The following is a 13290-nucleotide window of genomic DNA, read 5'->3' as shown; positions in this document are numbered from 1 at the left end:
TTGATTATAGGGCTTGAAATTGATTTGTTTCATGCTTTTAAGATACTAAATATCAGGCACATGAACAAACTAACTCAGCTGTAATCAATTGATTATGAACGAAAAAAGAGGGAATCCGTTTTTGGACACCCTCTTTTTTTCTTTCCTGCAAACGGCGATTGTTTTCCGCTTGCCCCCTTTTCAATCCTTGCTGACTAAGCCAGCCGCCTCTCTTTAAAGAAGCCCCCATTTGATTCGGATGTGATATATGTGTTATCTTCAGTTGTTGTCGTCATTACCCGTGTTGATGTATTTGGGTAGTTTAGAAAGCTCTCATAAAACTTTACCTGTTCAAAGTAATTGAGCTTTAGTTTTGTTGGGCTCATCAGAAAACGTCGGGTCCAAAAGTTAACCGGATCGTACATATTAACAACTTGTAAGCCTTTAATTTTCAGGAAGTAATCAAGTAATAAGTCATGGTTGTATTTGCCTTTTGTAATCTTTGTTAGAGATTCCATAATGGCATCTTTCTCTTCTTTTCCTTTTGGAAAGAGTTTCTTTTCTAGTTCTTTAGAAGCATTTTTTTCTGCTAAAAGAGCTAATCCTTTTTTCCAAAACCAAAGTCCTGAAAAAGTAAGTGCCAGTACTGTTATTATTAGCGTTGTCATGTTGTTTCTGATAAAAACCTATTGCTGATGGGTGGCAACCATAGATCTATTTGTCAATAATTTTAGTAACTCAATGTGTGATTTGTGTCACTGTTAGGTAATACTTATCCGAGCTATAAAAGTTACATTTTTGTTGACGAGTAGTTAAAACGATAGGATGAAAGGGGTGGAATTAAGGTTGAAATGGATCTGTGTTCAATTAGTATGGCAATTCCGGTAGATGTAATGTTTGATAATCAATTAGTGTTTTTGAACTTAGGCTTTGTGATAGAATAGTCTGGTAATTAGCTTTGTTAAGATTGCTTTGTGTTAGGCTGTTGAAGCCAAATTGTTGGCTAGCTCTTTGTGCTAAATATTCTTGCTCAAATTGTCCTGGAGTGGGAATTAGCAGAGCTGTTTTTTTACAATATACTAAATCCATTAATGTTGAATATCCCGATCGGCAAATGATATGACTGCTATTGGAGATAAGCTCTTTCAAATGACTGGCACTAACATTTGAAAGTACTTGGATGTTGTTAATCTGCTGAGTCTTGCTGTTGATTTGTCCGTTAACGATAATAACATTCTCATTTCGGTTATTGAAAACTTGGATAATCAAGTTTTGGAGCTGAGTGCGTTGTGGTTCTGGACCTGAAATTATCACTAAAACTTCACTAGTGTTTACTTTGTTTTCTGAGCAAGAGTGTAAGCGTGATAAGTGACCGATGTAATGCAATTTTATGTTTTTTAAGGGATCAGAAAGGCTCCCTGATAAATTATTCGCATATGGAGTATCAGGAATCCAGCAGCTGTCGAATTTTTTTAGCCATAAATAACTAATTCTGTTGCTAAGTAGCCTTAATAGCGAAAGCTTGTTTCCAGTGCTGGGTTTTGTTTGATGGGTAATAATTACCGATGGAATATTGTTAGCATAAACGCCATACCTATTATCAGATATGATTAAGTCAATGTTATGCTCTTCAGCAAGGCTCTTGGTTTGTTTTTTTTCCTGAGCAATTGCCTTTAGTAGAGCTGGTGTTTGTCTTAAAAGGGTTTTCCACTGTTTTTTACCTGATGATAAACGAACTTTAAAACCTTTCAGTTCATAGCAGGGTAGATGTGGAAAGGTTTCCTTAAGAATATCTATTGAGGGTGATTCTCCTGCTAAAAAAATGCTGTGTCCATCTGCAAGCAATGCCTGAATTACAGGAACCAATCGTGTAGCGTGACCTAAACCCCAGTTAAGAGGGGATATCAATATTTTTCTTTTTTTCTGCTTGGCCATCACAATGTAAATATAAGCTATTGAATGGGCAGTTGTGCTATTTATCCAGAAACAGAAACCTCATAACCTCTTTCTTCTGCCCTTTTAGCAATAGCTTTGAGTTGGTCGAGTGGTATTTTTTTGAGCGAATTATAAGGCGTATCTCGCTCAATGGTATATATCATTATCTTCTGAGGTTTTATTTTGTCCAAGGCATCAAGCCACGAACTAATGTCTGCCTCAGTAGTATTATCTATGCTAATGCCCTCTTTTTCTCCGCCCACAAACATGGTTTGTATAACAAGTTGTCCGTTGAAATCGGCTAGTTGCTGTATCGTTTTGTCTAGGTCGAATGCGTAATTTGGTTGGTCGAGGCGTATGATGGTTTCTTTCAATCCCGAATCAAGCTTCTGAATATTATCATCAATTCTTTTAAGCGCTTCTACAACTTCTGGTTTGTGTAAGCGAGATGCATTTGAAAGAACTGCAATTCGGGCATTGGGGCAATAAGTGTTGCGTAACTCAATAGTATCCTCAATTACACCTTTAAACTCGGCATGAAGCGTTGGTTCGCCATTGCCAGCAAAAGTGATGACATCGGGTTTTGTACCCTCAACTTGCATTTCTTTTAGTTTAGAGCATAAGGCATCTCTAACTTCAGAACGACTTGGTATTTGACTGTTTTTATCGCCTAACTGCCCATTGAGTCCGCATTCGCAATAAATACAGTCGAACGAACAAACCTTACGATTGACAGGCATCAGGTTCATACCCAATGAAACTCCTAAACGGCGACTCATCACCGGACCAAAAACTATTTTATCAAATAAAAAAACCGACATGCTTAACTATTTTCGGCAAAGGTAATGTATTAGCCTATACAATTAACAAGAGCTGACACAAGTCATGTGTATTAATTAATGAGTTTAAGGCGCGGCTTTTATTGGAAGTGAGCTAAGCTGTTTGTGGATTAATTATTGGCCACGATGATAATAAGGGCAGCATGTACGGCTTCTTGAAAGCCATTTTTCAACACCAACTTAATTGCTATCTTTGATGACTTGAATTTTAGGCTGCTTCATGAAGTTTAACGAGGTAATAGGACACGATAAAATAAAGCAACAATTGGTAAGCATGGTTAAAGAAAACCGTGTTAGCCATGCTCAGCTAATTGCAGGACCTGCAGGTATTGGTAAAATAAACTTGGCATTAGCTTTTGCACAATATCTTAATTGTCAGGATAGGCAAGGCGATGATTCCTGTGGTGTTTGTAACTCCTGTGTGAAGTATTCGAAGCTTATTCATCCCGATTTACATTTTGTATTTCCTGTTGTAAAAAGTGCTAAACACAAAAATCCAGTGAGTGATTCATACATTCACGAATGGAGACAATTTGTACTTGGTAATCCATATTTCGACATTCATCAGTGGTTTAATTTTCTGGATGCTGATAAGCAAGGCTTGATTTATAGTCAGGAAAGCCAGGAGATTATTAAAAAGCTCAACTTTAAAACCTTTGAAGCAAAGTACAAAGTGATGATTATTTGGTTGCCTGAAAAAATGCACGTTGCTGCAGCCAATAAATTGCTTAAGTTGCTTGAAGAGCCTCCGGAGGGAACGGTGTTTTTGTTGGTGTCAGATAATCCGAATGATATACTTGGGACGATTCAAAGCCGCTCACAACGTTTAAATGTTCCATCCTTAGAATTAAGTGATATAGCTAATGCCTTGCAATCTGAATATGACTTGAGCAAAGAGGAGTGCGAGCGTTTTGCCAAGCTATCAGTTGGTAATTATGTGGCGGCTAAAGAAATTATCAACCAAGGGGAAGAGCGAACTTATTTTTTCGATAAGTTTGTGAATATGATGCGTCTGGCATATGGGCGTAAGTTATTTGATTTAATTGATTGGTGTGATGACATGAATCGCCAGTCAAAAGAGAGGCAAAAAAACTTTTTTGAATTTGCCTTGCGATTAATTCGCGAAAATTTCATGATGAATATTCAGGAGCAGGATTTATTGTATCTTACACCTGAGGAAGAAAACTTTTCGACTCGTTTTTCGCCGTTTATTAACGACGGAAACGTACTTCAATTAAGTGAAGAGTTTAGTTTGGCACATTCTCATCTTGAACAAAATGGGAATGCACGTATTATATTAATGGATTTGTGCTTAAAAGTTATTATGCTGTTAAAGCAATAGGCACCAATTCACAAGGTCATTGAGCCTTTTATATTTTATTTTATGGAAGAAATTATTCAAGATACAGAGAAAAAAGGATGTTCAGGGTGCACCAGTCGATGCGGTAAACTTAATGTTTATGATTGGCTCGATGATTTACCCGATAGCGTCAATAGTACCGATATTGTTGAAGTTCAATTTAAGAATACTCGTAAAGGTTATTTTCGAAATAGCAATGCCTTACGTATTGAAAAAGGTGACATTGTTGCTGTTGAAGCATCGCCAGGGCATGATATTGGTACAGTTACCTTAACAGGCGAGTTGGTGCTACTACAAATGAAAAAGCACAACATTAATCTCGATACTTTTGAGTTTAAGCGTGTTTATAGAAAAGCAAAGCAGGCCGATGTTGAAAAATGGGAGGAGGCTCGTGAAATGGAGCACGAAACCATGTTGGAATCGCGCCGCATAGCCGAACGTCTTAATTTGAATATGAAAATTGGCGACGTTGAGTATCAGGGTGATCGTACCAAAGCAATTTTCTATTACATCGCCGATGAGCGGGTGGATTTTAGACAACTCATCAAGGTATTGGCCGAAACATTTCGTGTTCGTATTGAAATGAGACAAATAGGTGCTCGACAAGAAGCTGGACGAATTGGCGGTATTGGCCCTTGTGGCCGTGAGCTATGCTGTTCTACCTGGATGACTAATTTTGTTTCGGTAACGACTAATGCTGCGCGTTATCAAGAGATTTCTCTGAATCCTCAAAAGCTTGCGGGTCAGTGTGGTAAGTTGAAGTGTTGCTTGAATTATGAGCTGGATGCTTATGTTGATGCTCAGCGTGACTTCCCAAGAACCAATGTAGTGTTGGAAACGCAAGACGGAAGCTATTATCACTTTAAAACAGATATTTTTTCTCGTACCATGTGGTACAGTACCAGTAAAGATTTTCCTGCAGGAATTGTATCTGTTTCGGTTGATCGGGTTAAGGAAGTGATACGAATTAACCGTAGGGGGAAGAAAGTTGATAAATTGGCTAATGAAATAGTGAAGACAATTATTGCCGAGCCAACCTATGATAATGTAATTGGTCAGGAAAGCTTAACGCGTTTCGACGAGCAGAAGAAAAAGAAAAAGAGACCAAATAAGCGCAGGCAAGGAGCCAATAATCGTCAAGAGAATAAAGGTGGAACTCAACAAAAAGCCGACAATAGTAGTGGTAAGCAAACGGATAAAAAACAAAATCCTGAAGCTAAGTCGGGAGGTAACAAGCCTTATAACAGAAATAAGCGTCGCTTTAAACCAAATAATCAGCGTAAACAACAAGGTGGTGATGGACAAGCTAAGAAAGAATAGCATATTACTTTTATTACTGATTGGCTTGATTACATTTAGTAGTTGTGATCAAAAAGTAGTGTTCGATCAATATGCAACAATTCCCGAAAATGGTTGGAACATGGATTCTATGGCTGTTTTTCAGGTGGATATTGAGAGTGCTCAACAGGCTTACGATGTAGTTGTGAATGTGCGTAATCGTTCAAACTATCCCAATAGCAATTTGTGGCTATTTATTGAGGTGGTAAGTCCATCTGGAAAAACCATGCAAAATAAAGTAGACTGTATTTTGGCTGATGATGCTGGACGTTGGTTAGGATCTGGTTGGGGTAATCTGTATCATGTGAAAATACCCTATCAGCGCAATGTTAAATTCGCTGAAACAGGTTTATATACCTTTAGAGTGGTGCAGGGCATGCGAGAAGAAGACTTACAAGGAATTCATAATATTGGTTTAAGAATTGAAGAAGCAGAAGCTTTTAAAGAATAGTAAAAGTGGGAAAGAATAAATTGAAGAAGTTTGCCGAAATGGCGACTTATGAGCATGTTTTTGAAGCTGATTTTGACCCTTTAAAAGGTGAGTCTTTCAACAAAAAGGGAAAATGGAATCAAGAATTTTTTAAAAATGATCATCCAATAGTTTTAGAATTAGGATGTGGTAAAGGTGAGTACACAGTAGGGCTTGCTGAACTGTTTCCAGAAAAGAATTTTATCGGCATCGATATAAAAGGGGCTCGTATGCACCGAGGAGCCACCGATGCTAAAAATAAGGGCTTGAAAAATGTAGCCTTTGTGCGTACACGTATTGAATTTATCACTTCTTTTTTTGCGGAAAACGAAGTGGACGAAGTGTGGCTTACCTTTCCTGATCCGCAAATGAAAAGTGTGAATAAACGCTTGTCATCGACTCGTTTTTTAAAAGCATACAAGCAATTTGTTAAGCCCAATGGTCTGGTTCATTTAAAAACAGACTCCAACTTTTTATATACCTATACATCAGAAATGGTAAAGGAAAATAAGCTGGATGTTGAAGTGAATGAAAGTGATTTATACGGATCTGATTATGTAGATGAAATACTTTCGATACAAACACATTATGAGTCGAAATGGATTAAGCATGGTTTATCCATTAAGTATCTACAATTTCATCTTGTTGACCGCGAAACCTGGATTGAACCAGATATTGAGATTGAATTTGATGAGTACCATAGTGCGGGTAGAGGTGTTGTGAAAGAAAAAGATGCAATAATCAACAATCCTTTATCTCGGAAAAAAGGCAAATAAACGATGCCGAAAAAAGAATCAGATTTTTTTGAACGTGTATATTTGGTAGCAGAATTGATACCGCATGGTCGTGTTACCAGTTATGGTGCCATTGCCAAGTACATTGGAAGCGCAAGAGGTGCTCGAATGGTTGGTTGGGCCATGAATAAATGTAGTAGCTGGCATCGCTTTGTACCTGCGCATCGGGTTGTTAATAGTAAAAGGGCTTTTAACTGGCAAGCATCATTTCCCCGGTGGAGAAACTATGAAAGAGTTGCTTCAAAACGAAGGTGTTGAGGTGGTTGATAACCAGATAATCAATTTTGAATCAGTATTTTGGGATCCAGTATTGGAGCTTTAATTAAAGAGAATTGAATAGCATAAAAGAGAGCAAGCGAGTTTCTCTTTTTTTTATACCTTTGGATCTAATTTTTACAAGGTTTAAATAAAGATAAGAATGGAATACTATCCTAATCTCATATTGGATGCCCTAAAACATGTGGTTCATCCTGGTAAAGGTAAAGATATTATATCGCTTGGTATGGTTGAAGATGACCTGCGAATTGATGGAAAGCGAATAAGCTTCAGTCTTTTGTTTGACCGAGCTAATGATCCCATGGTTGCTTCGTTAAAAAAGGCTTGTGTTCAGGCTATAAAAACCTATGTTGATGAGGCGGCGGAAATTGAGGGAAATATCTATGTGAAGGTAAAGCCAAAAGAAAAGCCAGTGGCGACAAAGTCCCTGCCTGAGGTAAAAAATATAATTGCGGTAGCATCTGGTAAAGGTGGTGTAGGAAAATCAACCGTGACGTCAAATTTAGCGGTTGCTTTGGCAAAGGCTGGTTACTCCGTAGGTTTGTTGGATGCCGATATTTTTGGGCCATCGGTACCCATCATGTTTCAAACTGAAGATGCTCGTCCTGTTCTAGAAAAGGTTAATGGCAAAGACAGAATTATTCCTGTTGAAAAATATGGCGTAAAGATGTTGAGTATTGGCTATTTTGTTAATCCCGACGATGCTTTAATATGGCGCGGTTCAATGGCAACCAATGCCATAAAACAACTGATTAACGATGGTAACTGGGGCGAATTAGATTATTTATTAATCGACCTGCCTCCTGGTACGAGTGATATACACTTAACGATTGTTCAAACGATTAGTATAACAGGTGCAGTAATTGTTTCAACACCTCAAAATGTTGCTTTGGCCGATGCTGTTAAAGGCGTAAGTATGTTCCAAAGTAAAAACATTCAGGTGCCTGTACTAGGCTTGGTTGAAAATATGGCTTGGTTTACACCAGCTGAATTGCCAGATAATAAGTACTATATTTTTGGTAAAGACGGAGGTGCTAAGCTATCCAATAAAATGGGGATTCCTATGTTGGGTCAAATTCCATTGGTTCAAAGTATACGTGAAGGAGCCGATGCAGGCGAGCCCGCTGCTTTAAATGAAGCTTCGGTAACAGGTTTGGCATTTGCCGATTTAGCCCAGAAAGTTGTTGAAAGGGTAGAACAACGTAATGCCAAAATGCCAGAGACTAAAATTGTAGAAATTAAGAAATAAGAATTGACAATAATGGGAGAAGGAAAAATGCATATCGTTCAGCAAGTTGAAGCTGCATTAGAGGAGATTCGTCCCTACCTAAAAGGTGATGGAGGCGATATAAGTCTTGTGGAAGTGACGGATGACTTTATTGTTAAAGTTCGTCTTGAAGGTTCTTGTGATGGTTGTCCCTTGAGTATGCAAACGCTCAAAGGTGGGGTGGAGATGGTTGTGAAAAAGTCTGTTCCCCAAATAACGGAAGTTATTGCTGTGGAAGGTTAAAAATCTAAACAATACAAAAAAAGCAGAAATCAACGCGTGTGATTTCTGCTTTTTTGTTTTTTATACCTCACTGCTATCCAACATAGCCATTAGTATTTTATACGATAAGGCTAAAACAACTGAGCCAACGAATAGTCCAACGGGTCCGCCCAAAATCATACCGCCAATAGCACCTAATAATATCACTAGCATTGGTACATCAACGCCTTTACCTAGCATCAATGGCTTTAAAAAGGTGTCAGCAATACTCCAGAAAATTGACCATACAGCAAATACGATGGCAGGTGTGGTTCCTGCATAGCTAAATACATAAATGATTAATGGAAGAACAATAATTGTAGGAGGCAGTTGTACAATGGCTAAAATTAGTACTACTATAGAAAAGACACCTGCTGCAGGCAAATCAATCATAAAGAATCCGATACTTAAAAATACGGTTTGTATAGCTGCAATGCCAATTACTCCTTGCACAACACTACGCACAGTGGCAATGGATAATTCTGTAAAATTATTTCCATTTTCGCCTACCAGCGTTCGAAATATTTTATTGGCCAGTATTTTACCTGGTTCTGCAAATAGTAATAAGGTTCCTGCAATAACAAGCGAGATGATAAACATTAATACGCTACCTGCTAAACCTGCTACCGCCGAAGTTAACTTAGGTATCATCGTACGAAGCTGAGGTTCGAATTTCTTAAGCAGATTAGTTAAGTTATTGGCTGCATCTGTCCATAAAGCATGTACTTTATCTCCAATAAGAGGCCACTCTTTAACCGATTCTTGCGGCGGACTCACTTTTAGGGAGCCATCTTGAATACTTTCAACAGTGTAGCTAACCGATTCGACTGTTGAGCTGGCAAATAAAACAATTGGCACAACAATGATGGTGATGCCAATAACTGTGATCATTGTAGCCGCCAATTTTTCTTTGTGTCCAAACCATTTCGACATTTTTTGGTGGAGAGGATAGATGCCAACCGCAAAAATAATACCCCACAAAACGGGAGCTAGGAATGGTTTCAGAATCCAAAAACTCATGACAAAGAGTAAGGCTATAAAACTGATGCGTAAAGATGCGCCAACGGCTCTTTGCATAAATGTTTCGTCTGTTTTCTTTTCGTTGTCCATAGTTTTAATATTTAGGTTAAATTATTGATTATTGGTGTCAACTTGCCAACCTCCTCCGAGGGCTTTGTAAAGCAAGATGTATGAATTTATTAAATTTAATCGATTCGATAATAAATCCAGTTGTGCCGAAAAGGCTTGTCGCTGTTGTTCTAGAACCTCTAAATATGTGGTTGAGCCCTCATCGTACCTTATGTGAGAAAGTTCTTCTGATTCAACAGAGGTTTCAGTTCTTGACTCTTGGGCAATTAGTTCTTCTTTATAAGTGTCAATTTTAATTAGGGCATCTTCTACTTCTTTAAAAGCGCCAATAACTGTTTGCTCATATTGTAAATAAGCCAATTCAGCTTCTTTTTCAGCGAGTGTTACTCTGTCTTTATTCTTTCCAAACTGAAATAATGGACCAAAAAGGTTTCCCCCTGCCGACCAAGTGACTCCCATGCTTGTGAAATCAGTAAGGTCAGAACTGGCTGCACCTAACATGCCTGTTATGTTGAATGAGGGCCATCGTAAAGCTTCTGCCACGCCTATTTTGGCAGTTTTTGAATGTAGTATAGCCTGGCTCGTTTGTATGTCAGGTCTTCTGGTTAATAGTTCAGATGGTATGCCAGTGGGAATATCCAATTCGTATTGGTGTTCGTGAAAAGCAATTCCTTGGGTAATTTCCATTGGTTGACTTCCTAGTAACAGGCTTAAAGCAGTTTCGTTAACAGCAATTAAGCGCTTGTAACGAGGTACAACTGTTGCGGCTACGTCGCGTTGTATTTGTGCCTGATTGTAGTCCATTTTTGAAATTAAACCACCTTCGTACTTGTCACGCATAATAACCAAACCATTGTCTCGCGATTCTAAAGTGCTGGTAGCTATTTGAAGTAGGTCGGTATTGGCCAATATATTGTAATAGGTCGAAACAAGTGCGGATATTAACCCCAGCTCTACAGTTTGAGCTGCGTATTGGCTTGAGAGATAATCGGCTTGTGCTGCCTCGTTCAGGCGACGGTATTTACCCCAAAAACCAACTTCCCAGGATAACTCAGGGTAAATATGAAAACTACTTTGATTATTACCTGATAGGCCTGATCCATTTACGCCTGCTCCATATGTGAAAGAGGGTAGTTGGTCAGCTTTTGTGTAGCCAATATTTGTTTTTGCAGCTTCAATGCGAACCGCTGCCATTCGTATGTCTTGGTTGTTTGCTAATGCAATGCGTATTAACGAATCTAATGTTGGATCCTTAAACAGATCCCACCACTTTAAATTTACTGCCGACTCAAGTTCTTCATTAGAGAATCGATACTTTGATGTCGTTTCGAATTGAGGAGCCTCAAAATCGCGCCCCATCTTACATGATGAAAACAAAACCATAAGTAGCAGTGGTATGTATAGATAGTATTTCATTTAATTAGTTTTCAATTTTGAGGTGTTCGCTTGTATTTTGCTACTTCGTCTTTCTTTATATGCTTCAATCACTTTTAAAGCAATTACAACATAAAGTACAGCTGCCATTATCATGATCACTCGCATCCATACTTTCTGTCCTGCATTGCTGGTGCTGGTGGTAGATTGGCCTAGGATTAATAAGAATGTTGAATAGGCCATCCCATAAAGCGGTGCTGTTTTTTGAGTTGAAAATATCTTAGTAGATAACAGTAAGGCAACACCTAAAATTAGTAGGATGAAAAATATAAAATGGGGCACCATAACTAGCAGTTCGTATGCGATTATTGCCATTAGCCCACCTAAAAGGTTGCCCACTAATAGGGCAAAACCAGCTTTAGCGTTAAATGTTGAGTTTATGGATAATATGCCAATGAACATGAGAATGATGAGAGCATCGTTCCAATTGAAATAGAAAAAGAATAATACTACTGGAAATACAACTATAAAAGCCTGTATTGCATTGGTCAATTGCATGTCATCAATCTCTTTGGTCTGGTTTGCTTGTGGTTTGTTACCAGCCTCTGTTTCTACTTTGTCTGGTATTAAAAAGTAAACTATTCGAACAAAAATAATTGTTAGTGTAGCGCCAATTATAAAGTAAATGTTAAATGAGTAGGCAATGGCGATGTGTTGCATACTAAGTACTGGGAGTAATAAAAATGAAATAAGCATAAAGGTTTTAATAGGTGCCTTCAGCTTGTTTGTGTAATAGGTATAAAAAAGTACCAAAGCTAATATGGGGATAAAAACCAATTCCTTATCCAAGAAGTATTTTGAAAAAATGAAGCCCAGAAACGTTGTTGTGGCAATGAGTAGAATAAATGACAAACCTTGCTTAAAGCTTGGGACTGTACTGTTGGGAGCTAAAAATGAAAGTGCCAGGATAGGGGTTAGAAATGATAAATTCCAGGCATAAGCCATGGCAATACCCATTATGCCTACGGAGCCAAAAGCATAACGCAAAGCAGCTCTGTCCAAGCTTGTTTGGATGCATGAAGATGATATTTGCTTAACGCTATCGGACATAGGATAGATAAGTGTTAATGCCTATTCTAATGTTGGCAATGGTGTTTAGTAGCCATGAATCTCCTGTATAAACCGATACATCAGCTTGACCGCCTGCTCGGCATAAGGCAATTGCTTTTTCATCATTAATCTTTATTGTTACTGGAAAGCGTTGAGGGTCACGCAACCAGGTGCTTGAACTTTGTATGCTTGGCAGACTGCCTCTGTTGACTGAATTGCCCGTGTCAACTCCAACACCAATGCTTCGAACAGTACCTTCAAATATTTCACCAGGTGCTACATCTAAAATAAATTTCACTTTGTTGCCAATTTTCATGTTCGATAGGCTATTCTCTCTAAAATCAGCTTGTATCCAAATATCACTCTTCGATACCAAAGTTGCTAAAGGTTGACCAGACATGGCGTAGTAACCCTTGTCAATATTAAAGCTTTCTATGTAACCTCGATCGGAGGCGTAAATGGTTGTGTAATTTATATCCAGTTGTGCTTTTTCTAATTCGGCTATAGCTAATCTGAGTTGAGGGTTTTCAGGCCCATTTACGCCCATCTGTTCTTTCGCTTTTTTCAGGTTGGCTTTAGCAGATAAGTGTTTTTCCTTGGCCTGATCCAGAGATGTTTCAACTCTATCAATATCGGCTTGAGAAACGGCATCAGGGTTTTTTTCTAAAATTCGTTGAGTGCGATCATAGTTTCGTTGGGCTCGGTCGAGTTGTGCTCTGGCAATACCAACGCTACTGGCCGATGCTTCTATTCCTGCATCCTGTGCACCAAGTTGCTGGGTAATGTTATCCAGGTTGGCTTTTGCTTTTTGCAAAGCTAGTTCAAAAGGTGCCTTGTCAATTTCAAAAAGGCGATCATGCTCTTCAACTGCGCTGTTTAGTTGAATATGAACTTTTGTAATGTGTCCTGAAACACGTGGTGTAATAGGAATTATCAATTCCGTTACTCTGGCTTGATCGGTGTAAGGGGTTCTTCTTTCGGCCAATAAATACCATACAAATATGATAAAGGCGAGGAGAAATACAATGCGACTCATCCATACCACAGATTGGTTAGATGATTTTTGTTTATTATTTTTCCCTGTTGATTCTTTGTTGGTCTCCTGCGAATTATCAGTCATAGATGATGTGTCGTATGATAGCCAACTAATCAATTGCTTAGAATTATAGTAAGCAGTTGATTGGCAGTAGGCTTGGTTA

At 38.5% G+C, this 13290-nt stretch carries 14 protein-coding genes; 7 read left to right on the top strand and 7 right to left on the bottom strand.

Features of this window, described 5'->3' with window-relative positions; translation table 11 throughout:
- Positions 1–194: 194 nt before the first annotated feature.
- The 3 genes from FNN09_RS19755 to FNN09_RS19745 form a co-directional block, all read right to left on the bottom strand.
- Positions 195–647, bottom strand: a complete 453-nt coding sequence (locus FNN09_RS19755) for a hypothetical protein (protein WP_143304217.1) — start codon at positions 645–647, stop codon at positions 195–197.
- 199 nt (positions 648–846) lie between these two features.
- On the bottom strand, positions 847–1914 hold the full coding sequence (locus FNN09_RS19750) for a glycosyltransferase (protein WP_143304216.1): 1068 nt from the start codon (positions 1912–1914) through the stop codon (positions 847–849).
- A 41-nt stretch (positions 1915–1955) separates the two neighbouring features.
- Positions 1956–2735 (bottom strand): radical SAM protein, encoded by a 780-nt coding sequence (locus FNN09_RS19745; protein ID WP_143304215.1) that lies wholly within the window; start codon positions 2733–2735, stop codon positions 1956–1958.
- Between the two features lie 238 nt (positions 2736–2973).
- On the opposite strand from FNN09_RS19745, the gene holB reads away from it, so the two are divergent.
- The 7 genes from holB (at position 2974) to FNN09_RS19710 (ending at position 8500) form a co-directional block, all read left to right on the top strand.
- Positions 2974–4095, top strand: a complete 1122-nt coding sequence (gene holB / locus FNN09_RS19740) for a DNA polymerase III subunit delta' (RefSeq protein WP_143304214.1) — start codon at positions 2974–2976, stop codon at positions 4093–4095.
- A 42-nt stretch (positions 4096–4137) separates the two neighbouring features.
- Positions 4138–5433: a regulatory iron-sulfur-containing complex subunit RicT gene (locus FNN09_RS19735; RefSeq protein WP_143304213.1), complete on the top strand. Its 1296-nt coding sequence runs from the start codon at positions 4138–4140 to the stop codon at positions 5431–5433.
- The gene (locus FNN09_RS19730) at positions 5411–5902 is read left to right on the top strand and encodes a gliding motility lipoprotein GldH (protein WP_143304212.1); all 492 of its coding nucleotides are present in this window, start codon (positions 5411–5413) and stop codon (positions 5900–5902) included. Before FNN09_RS19735 ends, FNN09_RS19730 begins: the two co-directional genes overlap by 23 nt.
- 5 nt (positions 5903–5907) lie before the next feature.
- A complete protein-coding gene (gene trmB, locus FNN09_RS19725; protein ID WP_143304211.1) occupies positions 5908–6696 on the top strand; it encodes a tRNA (guanosine(46)-N7)-methyltransferase TrmB in 789 nt (262 codons plus the stop codon).
- A gap of 3 nt (positions 6697–6699) precedes the next feature.
- Complete coding sequence (locus FNN09_RS19720) at positions 6700–6972, top strand: MGMT family protein (protein WP_255434200.1); 273 nt, start codon at positions 6700–6702, stop codon at positions 6970–6972.
- A gap of 160 nt (positions 6973–7132) precedes the next feature.
- Positions 7133–8239, top strand: coding sequence for an Mrp/NBP35 family ATP-binding protein (locus FNN09_RS19715; protein ID WP_143304210.1), 1107 nt, complete (start codon positions 7133–7135; stop codon positions 8237–8239).
- 12 nt (positions 8240–8251) lie between these two features.
- Positions 8252–8500: a NifU family protein gene (locus FNN09_RS19710; RefSeq protein ID WP_143304219.1), complete on the top strand. Its 249-nt coding sequence runs from the start codon at positions 8252–8254 to the stop codon at positions 8498–8500.
- 60 nt (positions 8501–8560) lie between these two features.
- On the opposite strand, the gene FNN09_RS19705 is transcribed toward FNN09_RS19710, so the two are convergent.
- From FNN09_RS19705 to FNN09_RS19690, 4 genes are read right to left on the bottom strand one after another with little or no spacing between them, the layout of a single operon-like run.
- Positions 8561–9628, bottom strand: coding sequence for an AI-2E family transporter (locus FNN09_RS19705; RefSeq protein WP_143304209.1), 1068 nt, complete (start codon positions 9626–9628; stop codon positions 8561–8563).
- 21 nt (positions 9629–9649) lie between these two features.
- Positions 9650–11023, bottom strand: a complete 1374-nt coding sequence (locus FNN09_RS19700) for an efflux transporter outer membrane subunit (RefSeq protein ID WP_143304208.1) — start codon at positions 11021–11023, stop codon at positions 9650–9652.
- Positions 11024–12091, bottom strand: a complete 1068-nt coding sequence (locus FNN09_RS19695; protein ID WP_143304207.1) for an FUSC family protein — start codon at positions 12089–12091, stop codon at positions 11024–11026. It lies immediately after the preceding gene.
- Positions 12081–13211, bottom strand: coding sequence for an HlyD family secretion protein (locus FNN09_RS19690; RefSeq protein ID WP_143304206.1), 1131 nt, complete (start codon positions 13209–13211; stop codon positions 12081–12083). Before FNN09_RS19690 ends, FNN09_RS19695 begins: the two co-directional genes overlap by 11 nt.
- Positions 13212–13290: the final 79 nt, after the last annotated feature.

Origin of the sequence: Carboxylicivirga sp. M1479, assembly GCF_007097485.1 — a bacterium.
Lineage (GTDB): Bacteria > Bacteroidota > Bacteroidia > Bacteroidales > Marinilabiliaceae > Carboxylicivirga.
Note: the sequence above shows the minus strand (reverse complement) of the source record. Positions and strands in the feature narration are given on the sequence as shown.

What these genes read in the sequence shown, in the direction of transcription:
- FNN09_RS19755 (WP_143304217.1), bottom strand. Translation starts at nt 647, where the DNA reads ATGACAACGCTAATAATAACAGTACTGGCACTTACTTTTTCAGGACTT.
- FNN09_RS19750 (WP_143304216.1), bottom strand. Translation starts at nt 1,914, where the DNA reads ATGGCCAAGCAGAAAAAAAGAAAAATATTGATATCCCCTCTTAACTGG.
- FNN09_RS19745 (WP_143304215.1), bottom strand. Translation starts at nt 2,735, where the DNA reads ATGTCGGTTTTTTTATTTGATAAAATAGTTTTTGGTCCGGTGATGAGT.
- holB (WP_143304214.1), top strand. Translation starts at nt 2,974, where the DNA reads ATGAAGTTTAACGAGGTAATAGGACACGATAAAATAAAGCAACAATTG.
- FNN09_RS19735 (WP_143304213.1), top strand. Translation starts at nt 4,138, where the DNA reads ATGGAAGAAATTATTCAAGATACAGAGAAAAAAGGATGTTCAGGGTGC.
- FNN09_RS19730 (WP_143304212.1), top strand. Translation starts at nt 5,411, where the DNA reads ATGGACAAGCTAAGAAAGAATAGCATATTACTTTTATTACTGATTGGC.
- FNN09_RS19720 (WP_255434200.1), top strand. Translation starts at nt 6,700, where the DNA reads ATGCCGAAAAAAGAATCAGATTTTTTTGAACGTGTATATTTGGTAGCA.
- FNN09_RS19715 (WP_143304210.1), top strand. Translation starts at nt 7,133, where the DNA reads ATGGAATACTATCCTAATCTCATATTGGATGCCCTAAAACATGTGGTT.
- FNN09_RS19710 (WP_143304219.1), top strand. Translation starts at nt 8,252, where the DNA reads ATGGGAGAAGGAAAAATGCATATCGTTCAGCAAGTTGAAGCTGCATTA.
- FNN09_RS19705 (WP_143304209.1), bottom strand. Translation starts at nt 9,628, where the DNA reads ATGGACAACGAAAAGAAAACAGACGAAACATTTATGCAAAGAGCCGTT.
- FNN09_RS19700 (WP_143304208.1), bottom strand. Translation starts at nt 11,023, where the DNA reads ATGAAATACTATCTATACATACCACTGCTACTTATGGTTTTGTTTTCA.
- FNN09_RS19695 (WP_143304207.1), bottom strand. Translation starts at nt 12,091, where the DNA reads ATGTCCGATAGCGTTAAGCAAATATCATCTTCATGCATCCAAACAAGC.
- FNN09_RS19690 (WP_143304206.1), bottom strand. Translation starts at nt 13,211, where the DNA reads ATGACTGATAATTCGCAGGAGACCAACAAAGAATCAACAGGGAAAAAT.